General features: G+C 71.4%; 15 protein-coding genes. 7 read left to right on the forward strand and 8 right to left on the reverse strand.

Annotated features, from left to right (window positions below):
• Positions 1-26 precede the first annotated feature (26 nt).
• The gene (gene trpD / locus BR70_RS0107860) at positions 27-1,082 is read left to right on the forward strand and encodes an anthranilate phosphoribosyltransferase (protein WP_027465618.1); all 1,056 of its coding nucleotides are present in this window, start codon (positions 27-29) and stop codon (positions 1,080-1,082) included.
• Between the two features lie 185 nt (positions 1,083-1,267).
• On the opposite strand, the gene glpK is transcribed toward trpD, so the two are convergent.
• Both glpK and BR70_RS0107870 read right to left on the reverse strand, forming a co-directional pair.
• Entirely contained in the window at positions 1,268-2,779 is a 1,512-nt protein-coding gene (gene glpK, locus BR70_RS0107865) for a glycerol kinase GlpK (RefSeq protein ID WP_017887334.1), read from the reverse strand.
• Between the two features lie 83 nt (positions 2,780-2,862).
• Positions 2,863-3,588 carry an MIP/aquaporin family protein gene (locus BR70_RS0107870; protein WP_027465619.1) on the reverse strand — a complete coding sequence of 242 codons (726 nt, stop codon included), beginning with the start codon at positions 3,586-3,588 and terminating at the stop codon, positions 2,863-2,865.
• Positions 3,589-3,903: 315 nt separating this feature from the next.
• On the opposite strand from BR70_RS0107870, the gene dhaK reads away from it, so the two are divergent.
• The 3 genes from dhaK (at position 3,904) to dhaM (ending at position 6,392) form a co-directional block, all read left to right on the forward strand.
• A complete protein-coding gene (dhaK, locus tag BR70_RS0107875; protein ID WP_027465620.1) occupies positions 3,904-4,905 on the forward strand; it encodes a dihydroxyacetone kinase subunit DhaK in 1,002 nt (333 codons plus the stop codon).
• Between the two features lie 129 nt (positions 4,906-5,034).
• Positions 5,035-5,661, forward strand: a complete 627-nt coding sequence (gene dhaL, locus BR70_RS0107880; protein ID WP_027465621.1) for a dihydroxyacetone kinase subunit DhaL — start codon at positions 5,035-5,037, stop codon at positions 5,659-5,661.
• Complete coding sequence (gene dhaM / locus BR70_RS0107885) at positions 5,658-6,392, forward strand: dihydroxyacetone kinase phosphoryl donor subunit DhaM (protein ID WP_027465622.1); 735 nt, start codon at positions 5,658-5,660, stop codon at positions 6,390-6,392. The genes dhaL and dhaM overlap by 4 nt, the downstream gene beginning before the upstream one ends.
• 62 nt (positions 6,393-6,454) lie before the next feature.
• Here the strand turns inward: dhaM and BR70_RS0107890 are convergent, their stop codons facing one another.
• The gene (locus BR70_RS0107890) at positions 6,455-7,033 is read right to left on the reverse strand and encodes a TetR/AcrR family transcriptional regulator C-terminal domain-containing protein (RefSeq protein ID WP_027465623.1); all 579 of its coding nucleotides are present in this window, start codon (positions 7,031-7,033) and stop codon (positions 6,455-6,457) included.
• A 54-nt stretch (positions 7,034-7,087) separates the two neighbouring features.
• Here BR70_RS0107890 and BR70_RS0107895 point away from each other — a divergent pair, with 54 nt between their 5' ends.
• A complete protein-coding gene (locus BR70_RS0107895) occupies positions 7,088-8,308 on the forward strand; it encodes a beta-ketoacyl-[acyl-carrier-protein] synthase family protein (RefSeq protein ID WP_035808302.1) in 1,221 nt (406 codons plus the stop codon).
• Here BR70_RS0107895 and BR70_RS0107900 read toward each other — a convergent pair.
• The gene (locus tag BR70_RS0107900; RefSeq protein ID WP_035808565.1) at positions 8,295-9,128 is read right to left on the reverse strand and encodes a helix-turn-helix domain-containing protein; all 834 of its coding nucleotides are present in this window, start codon (positions 9,126-9,128) and stop codon (positions 8,295-8,297) included. The two genes, BR70_RS0107895 and BR70_RS0107900, sit on opposite strands and share 14 nt — an antisense overlap.
• Before the next feature lie 102 nt (positions 9,129-9,230).
• On the opposite strand from BR70_RS0107900, the gene BR70_RS0107905 reads away from it, so the two are divergent.
• Positions 9,231-9,911 carry an SDR family NAD(P)-dependent oxidoreductase gene (locus BR70_RS0107905; RefSeq protein ID WP_027465626.1) on the forward strand — a complete coding sequence of 227 codons (681 nt, stop codon included), beginning with the start codon at positions 9,231-9,233 and terminating at the stop codon, positions 9,909-9,911.
• A 14-nt stretch (positions 9,912-9,925) separates the two neighbouring features.
• On the opposite strand, the gene BR70_RS0107910 is transcribed toward BR70_RS0107905, so the two are convergent.
• Positions 9,926-10,366 carry a GNAT family N-acetyltransferase gene (locus BR70_RS0107910; protein ID WP_027465627.1) on the reverse strand — a complete coding sequence of 147 codons (441 nt, stop codon included), beginning with the start codon at positions 10,364-10,366 and terminating at the stop codon, positions 9,926-9,928.
• Between the two features lie 147 nt (positions 10,367-10,513).
• On the opposite strand from BR70_RS0107910, the gene BR70_RS0107915 reads away from it, so the two are divergent.
• Complete coding sequence (locus BR70_RS0107915; protein ID WP_027465628.1) at positions 10,514-11,545, forward strand: alcohol dehydrogenase catalytic domain-containing protein; 1,032 nt, start codon at positions 10,514-10,516, stop codon at positions 11,543-11,545.
• 16 nt (positions 11,546-11,561) lie between these two features.
• Here BR70_RS0107915 and BR70_RS0107920 read toward each other — a convergent pair whose 3' ends face one another.
• From BR70_RS0107920 to BR70_RS0107930, 3 genes are all read right to left on the reverse strand, one after another.
• Entirely contained in the window at positions 11,562-12,197 is a 636-nt protein-coding gene (locus BR70_RS0107920; protein WP_081827296.1) for a copper resistance CopC family protein, read from the reverse strand.
• A 186-nt stretch (positions 12,198-12,383) separates the two neighbouring features.
• A complete protein-coding gene (locus BR70_RS23205; protein WP_155896821.1) occupies positions 12,384-12,539 on the reverse strand; it encodes a hypothetical protein in 156 nt (51 codons plus the stop codon).
• Positions 12,540-12,666: 127 nt separating this feature from the next.
• Positions 12,667-12,933, reverse strand: coding sequence for a hypothetical protein (locus BR70_RS0107930; protein ID WP_051596728.1), 267 nt, complete (start codon positions 12,931-12,933; stop codon positions 12,667-12,669).
• Between the last annotated feature and the right edge of the window lie 37 nt (positions 12,934-12,970).

Below are 12,970 nucleotides of genomic sequence, written 5' to 3' on the forward strand. Positions count from 1 at the left end.
TCTCTCGAATTCACTACGATCGAGCCATGCCTGACGCACTTTCTTGGCCAGCGGTGATCAGCGCGCTCATGGCGCGCGAGGACCTGACGATCAGGCAATCCACATGGGCCATGGAGGAGATCGTGCACGGGCGCGCCACCCAGGCACAGATCGCAGCCTTCGCTGTGACGCTCCGCGCGAAGGGCGAGACGGTCGACGAGGTCGTCGGGTTCCGCGACGCGATCCTGGACGCCGCGGTTCCGCTCGACGTCGACCCGATGGCGCTCGACATCGTCGGGACCGGCGGCGACGTGGTCGGCACCGTGAACATCTCGACCATGGCGGCCATCGTGATCGCGGCCGCCGGTGTCCCCGTCGTGAAGCACGGCAACAAGGCCAGCTCGTCGAAGTCCGGGTCGAGCGACGTGCTCGCCGCCCTCGGACTCGATCTCACGATGGACGCCGCGCGTGTCGCGGACACCTTCCGGCGTGTCGGGCTGACCTTCGCCTTCGCCAACGCGTTCCACCCCGGTTTCGCCCACGCAGGCCCGGTGCGGCGCGAGATCGGCGTGCCGACGGTGTTCAACTTCCTCGGCCCGCTCGTCAACCCCGCGCGGTGCGAGGCGAACGCCGTGGGTGTCGCCCAGCTCGAGCTCGTCCCGATCATCACGGGCGTGTTCCAGACGCGCGGCGCGACAGCCCTCGTGTTCCGCGGCGACGACGGACTCGACGAGCTCACCACCACCGGGCACAGTCACATCTGGGAGGTCACCGGCGGCCGCGTGACCGAGCACGACCTCGACCCGCGGGACCTCGGCATCGCCCGGGCACGCACGGACGACCTGCTCGGCGGCGACCCCGAGCACAACGCCGGCGTCGTCCACCAGGTGCTCGCGGGGGAGACCGGACCCGTCCGCGACATCGTCCTGCTGAACGCCGCGGCCGGCCTCGTCTCGTTCCGCCTGGCGCAGGACCCGAACGAGTCCGACCGGCCGATCCTGCAGCGCTTCCGCGAGCAGCTCGTCGTCGCTGCCGAGGCGATCGACTCCGGCGCCGGTGCGCGCAAACTGGCTGACTGGGTCGGCGCAGCTCCCGCCGCGTAGTCCACGCCGCTTCCGCCTGAGCCGCACCGTGCCGGCAACCAGCCGACCACCCGACGACCCGACGACTGGCCGCGCCCGACGCGCAGGAGACGCAGCGCACGGGAGGCCCGGTGCCGGTTCCTGGAACCGGCACCGGGCCTCCCGTCGGTGCGTTCAGTGCACGCGGTCAGCGTGCGCGTGCTTCGTTACTGCACGTCCTCGTCGACCCAGTCGAAGGTCTTCGTCACGGCCTTCTTCCACAGGCGGAGCGTGCGCTCGCGCTCGGCGGCGTCCAGCTGGGGCTCCCAGCGCTTGTCCTCCTGCCAGTTGGCACGGAGCTCGTCGAGGTTGGCCCAGAATCCGACCGCGAGACCTGCGGCGTAGGCCGCACCGAGCGCCGTCGTCTCCGCGACGACCGGCCGGACGACCGGCACGTTGAGCATGTCGGCCTGGAACTGCATGAGCTCGCTGTTCGCGGTCATGCCACCGTCGACCTTGAGCTCGGTCAGGTCTACGCCGGAGTCGGCGTTGACCGCGTCGAGGACCTCGCGGGTCTGCAGCGCCGTCGCCTCGAGGGCGGCACGCGCGATGTGCCCCTTGTTGACGAAGCGGGTGAGGCCGACGATCGCACCGCGGGCGTCGGGACGCCAGTACGGCGCGAAGAGCCCGGAGAACGCCGGCACGAAGTACACGCCACCGTTGTCCTCGACGGTCTTGGCCAGGGCCTCGACCTCCGGGGCGCTGCCGATCAGACCGAGGTTGTCGCGGAGCCACTGGATGAGCGAGCCCGTGACGGCGATCGAACCCTCGAGGGCGTAGTGCGTCTCCTGGTCGCCGAGCTTGTAGCCGACGGTGGTGAGCAGGCCGTTCTCGGAGCGGACGATCTCGGTACCGGTGTTGAAGATCAGGAAGTTGCCGGTGCCGTAGGTGTTCTTCGACTCGCCCTGGTCGAACGCGGCCTGACCGAAGGTCGCAGCCTGCTGGTCACCGAGGATGCCGGCGATCGGGACCTCGCGCAGCAGGCTCGAGGACTCGACGTGGCCGTAGACCTCCGAGGAGCTGACGATCTCGGGGAGCATCGACTTCGGGACGCCGAAGTCGGCGAGGATGTCGTCGCGCCACTGCAGCGTCTCGAGGTCCATGAACAGCGTGCGGGACGCGTTCGTGACGTCGGTCTTGTGGACGCCGCCGTCGACGCCACCGGTCAGGTTCCAGAGGACCCAGGTGTCGGTGGTGCCGAAGAGCAGGTCGCCCGCCTCGGCCTTCTCACGAGCACCCTCGACGTTCTCGAGGATCCACATGATCTTGGTCCCGGCGAAGTACGTCGCGAGCGGCAGGCCGACGATGGCCTTGTACTTGTCGGTGTCGCCGTCGGCGAGCTTGTCGACGAGCGCCTGCGTGCGGGTGTCCTGCCAGACGATCGCGTTGTAGATCGGCTTGCCGGTGGTCTTGTCCCAGACGACGGCGGTCTCGCGCTGGTTGGTGATGCCGACGGCTGCGACGTCGTGGCGCGTGATGTCGGCACGCGACAGTGCCTGACCGATCACCTCGCGGGTGTTGTCCCAGATCTCGGCGGGGTCGTGCTCGACCCACCCGGCGCGCGGGAAGATCTGCTCGTGTTCCTTCTGCCCGGTCGAGATGATCGAACCGGAGTGGTCGAACACGATTGCTCGGGTCGAGGTCGTGCCCTGGTCGATGGCGACGATGTAGTCGGCCATTGGTGCTCCTTACGGGTGTGTTCGGTGCGGGTGCGTGTTCGGTCCTGCGGAACGGCCGTCCACGCCTTCGGGGTGGGGGTGGGTCAGCTGACGATGGGCAGCAGGGCGTAGGACAGCCCGGCAGCGAGGGCGCCACCGATCAGCGGTCCGACGACCGGCACCCAGGCGTAGGCCCAGTCGCTCGAGCCCTTGCCCTTGATGGGCAGGAAGGCATGCGCGATGCGGGGGCCGAGGTCACGGGCGGGGTTGATGGCGTAGCCGGTGGGGCCACCGAGGCTCACACCGATCGCGATCACGAGGAAGGCGACGGGGATCGCACCGAGCTGCGACGGGGTCTGCCCGTTGGTGAAGGCGATGACGACGAAGACCAGCACGAAGGTACCGATGATCTCCGTGACGAGGTTCCAGCCGTACGAGCGGATCGCGGGGCCGGTCGAGAAGACGCCGAGCTTGGCGGCCGCGTCGGGCTCCTCGTCGAAGTGCTGCTTGTAGGCGAGCCAGACGATGACCGCACCGATGATCGCGCCGATCAGCTGGGCGAGCCAGTAGAGGAACATCTCGCCGACGGTGATGTTGCCGAGGATCGCCTGCGCGAGGCTGACCGCGGGGTTGAGCTGTCCGCCGGACTTGTAGGACACGGTGACACCGGCGAAGACCGCGAAGCCCCAGCCGATCGTGACCATCAGGAACCCTGCTCCGAAGCCCTTGGACTTCGCGAGCGAGACGGCGGCGACGACGCCGCCACCCAGGATGATGAGCATCGCCGTACCGACGAGCTCGGACAGGAACTTGACGCCGATGTCGTCCATCGGTGACCTCCAGTGCGTGAGGTGGGGGTCCGGCCGTGCTGCGCCGCACTCCCCGTTGAGTGATTGAGGCCAACCATAGTGATGCGATTCGAGGCCCGGCGATGAATTCGTGAGCGAAGTGCGGCATCGTGCACGAACGTGCAGGACGAGTGTCCCCTGCACGATCCTGAGCCAGTGACGCGTCCTCGGCGCACTGCACGAACGTGCATCGGGAGCGGACGGCTGCCCGTGCCGTCGATGTAGATTGGGCGCACTCCGGTCGACGACGCGCGGTGTGACCGCCACGGTTCGACCCCGTACCCGTGGAGGCACCGCATGAAGAAGCTCATCAACGACCCGCAGGCCGTGGTCGAGGAGACCGTCCGGGGCTTCGCCCGGGCACACGCCGGACACGTCGTCCTGGTCGAGGACCCGATCCACCTGCACCGCGCTGACGCACCCGTCGCCGGCAAGGTCGGGATCGTCAGCGGCGGTGGCAGCGGCCACGAACCGCTGCACGCCGGTTTCGTCGGGTACGGCATGCTCGACGCCGCGGTGCCCGGCCCGGTGTTCACGAGCCCGACGCCCGACCCGATCGTCGCCGCGACGAAGGCCGTCGACGGCGGTGCGGGCGTGCTGCACATCGTGAAGAACTACACCGGCGACGTGCTCAACTTCGAGACGGCGGCAGAACTCGCGGCGATGGACGACGTCCGCGTCGAGTCCGTCGTTGTGGACGACGACGTCGCGGTGCAGGACTCCCTGTTCACCGCCGGCCGTCGCGGTGTCGCCGGGACCGTCGTGGTGGAGAAGTGCGCCGGCGCCGCCGCCGAGCGCGGGGACGACCTGGACGCCGTCGCCGCCGTGGCCCGGCACGTCAACGACGTCACGCGGTCGATGGGGCTCGCGCTGGCGTCGGGCACCGTCCCGCACGCGGGGGAGCCGTCGTTCGTGCTGGCCGACGACGAGGTCGAGCTCGGCATCGGCATCCACGGCGAGCCGGGCCGTGAGCGGATCGCGATGGCACCGGCGGACGAGCTGGTCGACCGCGTGCTCGAGCCGATCCTGACCGACCTCGACGCCCCGGCCGGGTCGTCGCTGCTGCTCCTGGTGAACGGCATGGGCGGCACCCCGCTGTCCGAGCTCTACATCGCGTACCGACGCGCCGCCGAGGTCCTCTCCGACCGCGGCTACCAGGTCACGCGTAGTTTGGTCGGCGACTACGTCACGTCCCTCGAGATGCAGGGGTTCTCGCTCACCGTCACGGTGCTCGACGACGAACTCACTGCCCTCTGGGACGCCCCGGTGGAGACCCCGGCCCTGCGCTGGGGACGCTGAGCGACCGCAACCGCGGCTGCAACCGCGACCGCAACCGCAACCGCGACCGCAACCGCAACCGACCACGACCGCTCGACCACCGGACCACGACACCGGGCCCACCGGGCCGGACACACGAAGGGAACCGCATTGGCGCTCGACACCGCATGGGCCATCGACTGGGTCCGTCGCACCGCCGCGACGATCGACGAACACCGTGCCGAGCTCGTCACGCTCGACCGTGAGATCGGGGACGGTGACCACGGCGAGAACCTCGACCGCGGGTTCCGGGCCGTGCTCGAGGCCGTCGACTCCGGGTCCTTCGACACCCCGGGTGCCGTCCTCAAGACCGTTGCGACGAAGCTCATCTCGACCGTGGGCGGAGCTGCCGGCCCGCTCTTCGGCACCGCCTACCTGAAGGCGGCGCAGGCTGCCGGTGACGCGGCCGAACTCGACGCGGACACCCTCGTCGCCGTCCTCACCGCCGCCCGCGACGGGGTCGTCTCCCGCGGCAAGGCCGCGGTCGGCGACAAGACGATGGTCGACGCGTGGAGCCCCGCAGTCGACGCCGCAGCAGCTGCTGCCGGTGCCGGCGACGACCCGAAGGCCGTGCTCACCGCAGCAGCCGACGCCGCCGCGCAGGGTGCGGCGGACACCGAGCCGCTCGTCGCCCGCAAGGGCCGCGCGAGCTACCTCGGCGACCGCGCGATCGGGTACCGCGACCCGGGTGCGCAGTCGACCGCGTACATCCTGCGCGCAGCGGTGGACGCAGCGTGACCGTCGGCATCCTGGTCGTCTCGCACAGCGCGGCGATCGCGACGGGCACCGTCGAGCTGGCACGGCAGATGGCTGCGGACGTTCCGCTCGTCGCCGCGGGCGGCACGGACGACGGCGGCATCGGCACGTCGTTCGAGGCGATCACCGCCGGCATCGAGGAACTCGCCCAGGCGGACGCCGTCGTGGTCCTGTGCGACCTCGGCTCCGCCTACCTGACGACCGACACCGCGCTCGACTTCCTGGACGACGACGTCCGAGCCCGCGTCCACGTGTCGCAGGCCCCGTTGGTCGAGGGCACGGTGGCGGCAGCGGTCGCCGCCCAGACGGGCGGTGACGCCGACGCGGTCCTGGCTGCCGCGGCATCGGCCGCGGGTTCCGATGCGGACGCGAGCAGCGCCTCCCGTCCGTCCGGTGACCAGCCTGGAGGCACGGGGCCGGCCGACGGGGCTGCCCCCGTCGACGACGCGGCCGGGTCCGACCGCGTCAGCGCGTCGGTCGAGCTGGTCAACGAGACCGGGCTGCACGCCCGGCCCGCCGCGGAGTTCGTGAAGACGGCGGCGAAGTACGACGCGAGCGTGCACGTCAACGGCGTGGACGCGAAGAGCCTGCTGGCGATCATGGCCCTGGCGCTGCCGAAGGGTGCGACGGTGTCGATCGACGCGACCGGCCAGGACGCGCAGGCCGCAGTCGACGCCCTGGTGGAACTGGTCCGGTCGGGCTTCGGCGAGTGACACCACCGCCGGGCGAGTGACAGCGCCGCCGGGGGAGCCCCCGGCGGCGGTGCCCGTTCCGGTCAACGGATCGAGATCGTCCCAGCCAGGTCGAGGTCCGAGGGGCCGCCGGTGACCCCGGCGTCCGCGAGCAGGGTGGCACCGAACACGGCGCTCCAGAACGTGCGGGCGTCCCGGGCGACACCGCTGGGGCTCGTCCAGCCCTGGTCGCCGACGACGCGCTCCAGGTAGCGCTCGGACTGCCGGAACAGCACGGCGAGCAGCAGCCGCACGCGCTCACGCTGCGCCGGGTCGTCCCCGGCTGCCCCGAGCGCGCGGACCACGAGCGGGGTCGACGGCATCGCGAGGGCGGTGCGGGCGAGGACCTGTCGGAACGACTCCGGCGAGCGCGCACGACGGCCGGCCGCCTGCAGTCGCGTGGTGTCGCGGAGGAACAGCGCGAACGCGGCGTCGAGCACCAGACGGTCCTTCGAGCCGTAGTGGTGCGTGATCTGGTTCGGGTAGACACCCGCGGCCCGGGCGACCTCGCTGACGGTGACGCTCCGAGCACCCGCGCTGAGCAGTCCGGCCGTCGCGGCGAGGATCTTCGCCCGTGTCGCCGCGCCGCGAGCCGTGCCGGAGCCGTCCACCGTGGTTGCCATGTCGGAATTGTACGTGGTACAACTCAACTTGTTCAACGTACAAGAGGAGTTCCCGTGGACATCGTCATCACCGGCTACGGCGCGGTCTCACCCTTCGGCCACGGCGTCACGCCGCTCTGGGACGCCCTGGTCGCCGGTCGCTCCGGCGTCCGAGCCCTGCACCGCGACGGAGCGCTCTGGGAACAGGTGCCGATCCGGGTCGGGGCCGATGCCGCACTCGACGCCGAGGGAGCGCTCGGGCGGGTCCGTGCGAACCGTCTCGACCGCAGTCAGCAGCTCGCACTCGTCGCCGCGGACGAGGCCTGGGCCGACGCCGGTGCCCCCGCGGTGGAGGGCGACCGCCTCGCCGTGGTGATCGGCACCGGGATCGGGGGAGTGGAGACGCTCCTCGACGCCCACGACGTGCTCGGTGCGTCCGGTGCTCGACGGGTCTCACCGCGCACGGTGCCGATGCTCATGGCGAACGGTGCCGCCGCGCAGATCAGCATCGCGTACGGGGCGCGGGGCGGTGCGTACACGACGGTGTCGGCCTGCGCCTCGGGCGCCGAGGCCGTCGCCACCGCCGCGCGGCTCATCGCCACCGGTGAGGCCGACGTCGTCATCACCGGCGGGACCGAGGCCGCGGTCACCCCGGTGACGATGGCGTCGTTCGCCCAGTCGCAGGCCCTCGCGAAGCCCGACGGCGACGACCCGACGACCCTGTCCCGTCCGTTCGACGCCGACCGCCGCGGGTTCGTCCTCGGTGAGGGCGCCGGCATCGTCGTGCTCGAGCGTGCCGACCACGCCGCCGCCCGAGGGCAGCGGTCGCACGGCACACTCGCCGGGTGGGGGATCACCTCGGACGCGCACCACATCACCGCACCGCTGGCGGACGGCAGCGAGCAGGAGCGGGCGATGCGCGCCGCGATCCGGATGGCGGGCCTCACCGGTGCGGACGTCGACCACGTGAACGCGCACGCAACGGGTACGCCGGTCGGCGACGTCGGCGAGGCAGCCGCCATCAGCCGTGCGGTGGGGACCGGAGCGCTGGTCACCGCTCCGAAGAGCGCCATCGGGCACATGTTCGGCGCTGCCGGCGCGGTCGAGGCGATCCTGACCCTGCGGGCGCTGGAGACCGGGACCGTGCCACCGACCCTGAACCTCGACCGGCTCGACCCCGCGGTGGACCTCGACGTCGTCTCCGGCACCGCCCGGACCGCTCCGCTCCGTGCCGCGTTGAACAACTCGTTCGGGTTCGGCGGTCAGAACGCGTCGCTGGTGTTCACCGCGGCGTGAGCTCCTGCAGGCCGGTGACCCGGAGCAGGTCGAGCTTCGCGGCGTCCTCGGAGCCCGGCACGACCGTGTAGACGACGATCCGCAGGTCACCGCCGGGGACGCTCAGCACGTCGCAGTCGATCTCCACCGGCCCGACGGGCGTGTGCACGACCTTGCGGCTCGCACGGTGCTCGGCGATCCGGCCGGTCTCCCAGCGGCGGGCGAATTCGGGGGACTCCCGCAGCAGCCGTTCGACCAGGTCCGCCAGGTCGCGGTCCGCCGGGTAGCGCCCGTAGGCCTGCCGCAGGTCGGCGGCGAGGTCGCTCGAGAACTCCTCCTGGTGCTCGTCGTCCCAGTCCACCCCGTCGCGCTCCTGCGTGAAGTGCCGCCAGACCAGGTTGCGCTCGAGCCCGACGTACCGCGAGGGGTCGCCGTTCACCGCGGCCCACAGCTCGTTCCAGAGCACGATGTCGTGGGTCGCCGTGAACACCGCGAGCGGCACGTCGCCGAGCCGGTCGACCAGCCGCTGCACGCCGGGCGTGATGTGCCGCGGCACCACCTGACGCGACGGCGGGGCGACGCCGGCCACCCGGCACAGGTGGTCCCGCTCCTCGGACGACAGCCGGAGCGCCGTCGCGAGGGCCGCGAGCAGCTGCGGCGACGGGTTCGTCGCCCGGCCCTGCTCGAGGCGGACGACGTAGTCGACGCTCACGCCCGCCAGCGCGGCGAGCTCCTCGCGGCGGAGGCCCGGGGTCCGTCTGCCGGGGCCGGCCGGCAGGCCGACCGCCTCGGGACGCACCCGGTCACGCCAGGAACGCAACACGTTCGCGAACTCGCTCATGTCCACCATCATCGCCCCGCGCCTCCTGTCCGTCCTGGTACTGCCGGTCCCACCGTCGCACCGTGCCTGGGGAAGCCGGGCCGGCGGGGGCAGGCTGGGCACATGACAACGACACTGATCACCGGGGCCAACCGCAGCCTCGGACTCGAGACCGCACGCCGACTGATCGAGGCCGGCCACACCGTCCACGCCGGCATGCGCGACCCGGCCAGCGGCGACGACGCCCGCGCACTCGGCGCCCACGTCGTGCGGCTGGACGTCACCGACCAGGCCAGCATCGACGCGGCGATCGCGATGATCCCCGAGCTCGACGTCCTCGTGAACAACGCCGGGATCCTCGGCACCTCGTTCGGGGTCGACGACCTCGACGCGAGCGCGATGGCGACCGTGCTCGACACCAACGTCACCGGCATCGTCCGGGTGACCCAGGCCGCGCTGCCCCTGCTGCGACGCTCGGCAGCACCCGTCATCGTGAACGTCTCGTCGGGGGTGGGGTTCCCGCGCTGGCTGACGACGCCGGGGCACGACGAGTACGGGGTGCCGGCGGTGCCGTACGCGGCGTCGAAGGCGGCCGTGATCGCGTTGACCGTGCAGTACGCGAAGAACCTGCCCGGGTTCCGGGTGAACGCGAGCGACCCGGGCTACACCGCGACGGAGTTCAACGGGTTCGGCGGACACCAGACGATCACCGAGGGCACCGACGCCACGGTCATGCTCGCGACGATCGGCACCGACGGGCCGACGGGGGAGTTCCACAACCGCGAGGGACGCATCGAGTACTGAGGGGCAGCGCTCGGTCAGTCGTGCACGTCGGCACCGAACCCCGGCCCGGGGCGCATCATCCAGCCGTCCGGGTCGGGCAGCGGGCGGAACCCGAACCGCTCGTACAGCCCGTGGGCATCCGCGGTGAACAGGGCGAAGCGCTTCAGGCCGAGCGGCTCGACCGCCTCGGTCACGCCGCGCACGAGTGCGACCCCGACGCCGCGGCCCCGGGCGTCGGGGTCCACGAACACGTCGGCGAGCCACCCGAACGTCACGCCGTCGGTGATCACCCGCGCGTAGCCGAGCTGCGCGCCGGTCGTCGCGTCGTACACGCCGAAGTTCCGGGAGCCGGCGATGATCGCCTCCTGCGTCGCCCGGTCACGCCCGCGGGCCCAGTACGACTCCTCGCTCAGCCAGCGGTGCACGCGGTCGACGTCGAGGTCGGCAGGGTCGGCGGAGAAGCGCAGATCGGTCACGTGACGAGTCAACCGGCGGACGCGCCTGCGGCGCAACGGCCGATCGGGTCGGGGTGGACCGCTCGCGTGGTCGGGTGGCCGGGTGCCCGTCGGCCTGGAGGCCCGTGGGGACCCCGACGCGCGGGTCGCGTCTGTCAGGATGGCCGCATGCGCGCCGTCCAGTACTCCCAGTTCGGTTCCGTCCCCTCGATCGTCGACCTGCCGGAACCGGTCGCGCCCGAGCACGGCGTCGTCGTCCGGGTGGCTGCCACCGGTGTCTGCCGCAGCGACTGGCACGCGTGGAAGGGGCACGACGACTCCGTCCGGCTGCCGCACGTGCCCGGCCACGAGTTCGCCGGTGTCGTCGCGGCGATCGGGGCGGGCGTCCAGCGCTTCGCCGTCGGCGACCGGGTCACGGCCCCGTTCGTGTTCGCCTGCGGGACCTGCGCCGAATGCCTCGACGGCGCCACCCAGGTGTGCACCGCCCAGCAGCAGCCCGGGTTCGACCTGCAGGGCTCGTACGCGGACTCCCTGGTCGTCCCGCACGCCGACCTCAACCTCGTCGCGCTGCCGGACGCCGTGGACTTCGCGGTGGCGGCGGCGCTCGGCTGCCGGTTCGGCACCGCGTTCCACGCCCTGCACGCCCGAGGGCGCGTCGCAGCAGGGGAGTGGGTCGTGGTCTACGGCTGCGGCGGAGTCGGGCTCTCCGCGGTCATGGTCGCCGTGGTCGCCGGCGCGCACGTCGTCGCCGTCGACGTCTCCACGGCCGCACTCGAGCGCGCCGCCGCCCTGGGCGCCGACACCGTGCTGATGGACGCCGATGCCGTCACGACGGTCCGATCCCGCACGGGTGGCGGAGCGCACGTCTCGCTCGACGCCTACGGCAGCCGTGCCACCTCCGTCGCCGCCGTGGCGTCGCTGCGTCCGCGCGGTCGGCACGTGCAGGTCGGGCTGCTCCTCGACGACGAAGCCACTCCGGCGATCCCGATGGGCCGGGTCATCGCCGACGAACTCGAACTGCTCGGCAGCCACGGCGCAGCGGTCGGGGAGTACGGCGCGATGCTCGACGCCGTCGTGGCGGGGCGACTGCGTCCGGAGCAGACGATCGGCCGCACGATCGGCTTCGACGACCTGCCCGAGGCGCTCGTCGCGATGGACCGACCCGCGACGTCGTCGGGCATGACCGTCGCGGTGTTCTGAGGCTCGGGCGTTCCCGTCAGCCCTCGGTCCGCGCCTCCGCGCCTCGGCGGATGCGCAGCACGACCGCGCCGATGACCAGCACCGCCAGTATCCCGACGACCCCGAACAGGAGCGTCTGGCCGCCGTGCCCGTGCGCGTGCGTGCCGCCACCGGTGTTCGATGCGGCTGCCGCTGCCGTGGGATCCGCGGACGCCGTGGTCGCGGCCGTCGGGTTCGTCGTGGGCGCGGGAACGGACTGCGATGCGGCCGCCTCCACCGTGAACGCGAGCTGCCCCTCGATCGGATGGCCGTCGGGGGAGACGTACCGCCAGACGACGGTGTGCGGGCCAGGGGAGAGCGACACCGCCTTCGACATCGTGGTGCCCTCGACGGTCACCGCTCCGGAGGACTCGTCGGTACCGCCGTCGTCGCGGACCTCGACGCGCAGACCGGCTTCGAGCCCGGCCAGCGGCGCCTCGCTAAAGGTGAGCGTAACTCGCTCAAGGTCGGTGGCGACCGTGGCGCCGTCCGCCGGATCACTCGAGGTCAGTGCCGCGTGCGCCGACGCGGGTGTCGTGCCGATCAGCACGAGGAACGCGGACAGGGCGACGGCGAACAGGACCCGGGGCGTCACGGTTCGGGAGCGGCGTTGGTCATCTCGGTGATCGTGCACACGTCCACGCTAGGGAAGCGATGTCGAGCGTCCCGTCAGCCGAGCGGGGCCAGTCGCAACCTCCAATTTGACATAATATGCATTATCGGCGCGCACGCGAAAATCCACGGGGAGCGCTTGGTGAGCAGAAGAGGTCGAGTCCGTACTCCGGACTCGACCTCTTCTGCTCACTGGATGACGACCGCGTCAGTCGGCGGGCTTCGTCGGGACGTCGTCGGCGTCGATCTCGAGCGCTGCCGGCTCGCCGCCCTGTTCCTTCAGGGTGTCCTGGTCGGTGTCGGGCTGCTCCGGCGTCTCGCTCTGGGTGGTCTCTTCGGCTGGGTCAGGCTGGCTGTAGCTCATGCGCCGGACGGTACGCCCGGGTTCCTGAACAGCTGCAAGCTCGGCGCCGGAGACACCTGGTGAGCAGCATTGGTCGAGTCCATCCGCAGGACTCGACCATTGCTGCTCACGATGCGAAGCGCACCACTCACATGTTCGAGAGAACCACCGCGTTGATGATGAAGCCGATCACGCCGATGACGATGGCGACGATCGACAGGATGACGCCGGCAGTGATCATCCCGCGGCTGCCGCCACGCTTGCGCGCCGAGATGCCGAGCACGAGACCGATGATGCCGCCGATCACACCGACGATCGGCACGAACAGACCCACGACGGTCCCGACGATGCCGAGCACCAGGGAGACAATGGCGAAGGTGTTCGACTGCGCGGGCGCGTTGCCGGGGTTGGACATGGTGGAGCTCCTTCTGGTCAGGACGCCGATCCAGGCC

This window comes from Curtobacterium sp. UNCCL17, assembly GCF_000686685.1.
GTDB classification, from domain to species: domain Bacteria; phylum Actinomycetota; class Actinomycetes; order Actinomycetales; family Microbacteriaceae; genus Curtobacterium; species Curtobacterium flaccumfaciens.

What these genes read in the sequence shown, in the direction of transcription:
- BR70_RS0107905 (WP_027465626.1), top strand. Translation starts at nt 9,231, where the DNA reads ATGACAACGACACTGATCACCGGGGCCAACCGCAGCCTCGGACTCGAG.
- trpD (WP_027465618.1), top strand. Translation starts at nt 27, where the DNA reads ATGCCTGACGCACTTTCTTGGCCAGCGGTGATCAGCGCGCTCATGGCG.
- glpK (WP_017887334.1), bottom strand. Translation starts at nt 2,779, where the DNA reads ATGGCCGACTACATCGTCGCCATCGACCAGGGCACGACCTCGACCCGA.
- BR70_RS0107930 (WP_051596728.1), bottom strand. Translation starts at nt 12,933, where the DNA reads ATGTCCAACCCCGGCAACGCGCCCGCGCAGTCGAACACCTTCGCCATT.
- BR70_RS0107870 (WP_027465619.1), bottom strand. Translation starts at nt 3,588, where the DNA reads ATGGACGACATCGGCGTCAAGTTCCTGTCCGAGCTCGTCGGTACGGCG.
- dhaK (WP_027465620.1), top strand. Translation starts at nt 3,904, where the DNA reads ATGAAGAAGCTCATCAACGACCCGCAGGCCGTGGTCGAGGAGACCGTC.
- BR70_RS0107915 (WP_027465628.1), top strand. Translation starts at nt 10,514, where the DNA reads ATGCGCGCCGTCCAGTACTCCCAGTTCGGTTCCGTCCCCTCGATCGTC.
- BR70_RS23205 (WP_155896821.1), bottom strand. Translation starts at nt 12,539, where the DNA reads ATGAGCTACAGCCAGCCTGACCCAGCCGAAGAGACCACCCAGAGCGAG.
- BR70_RS0107900 (WP_035808565.1), bottom strand. Translation starts at nt 9,128, where the DNA reads ATGAGCGAGTTCGCGAACGTGTTGCGTTCCTGGCGTGACCGGGTGCGT.
- BR70_RS0107890 (WP_027465623.1), bottom strand. Translation starts at nt 7,033, where the DNA reads ATGGCAACCACGGTGGACGGCTCCGGCACGGCTCGCGGCGCGGCGACA.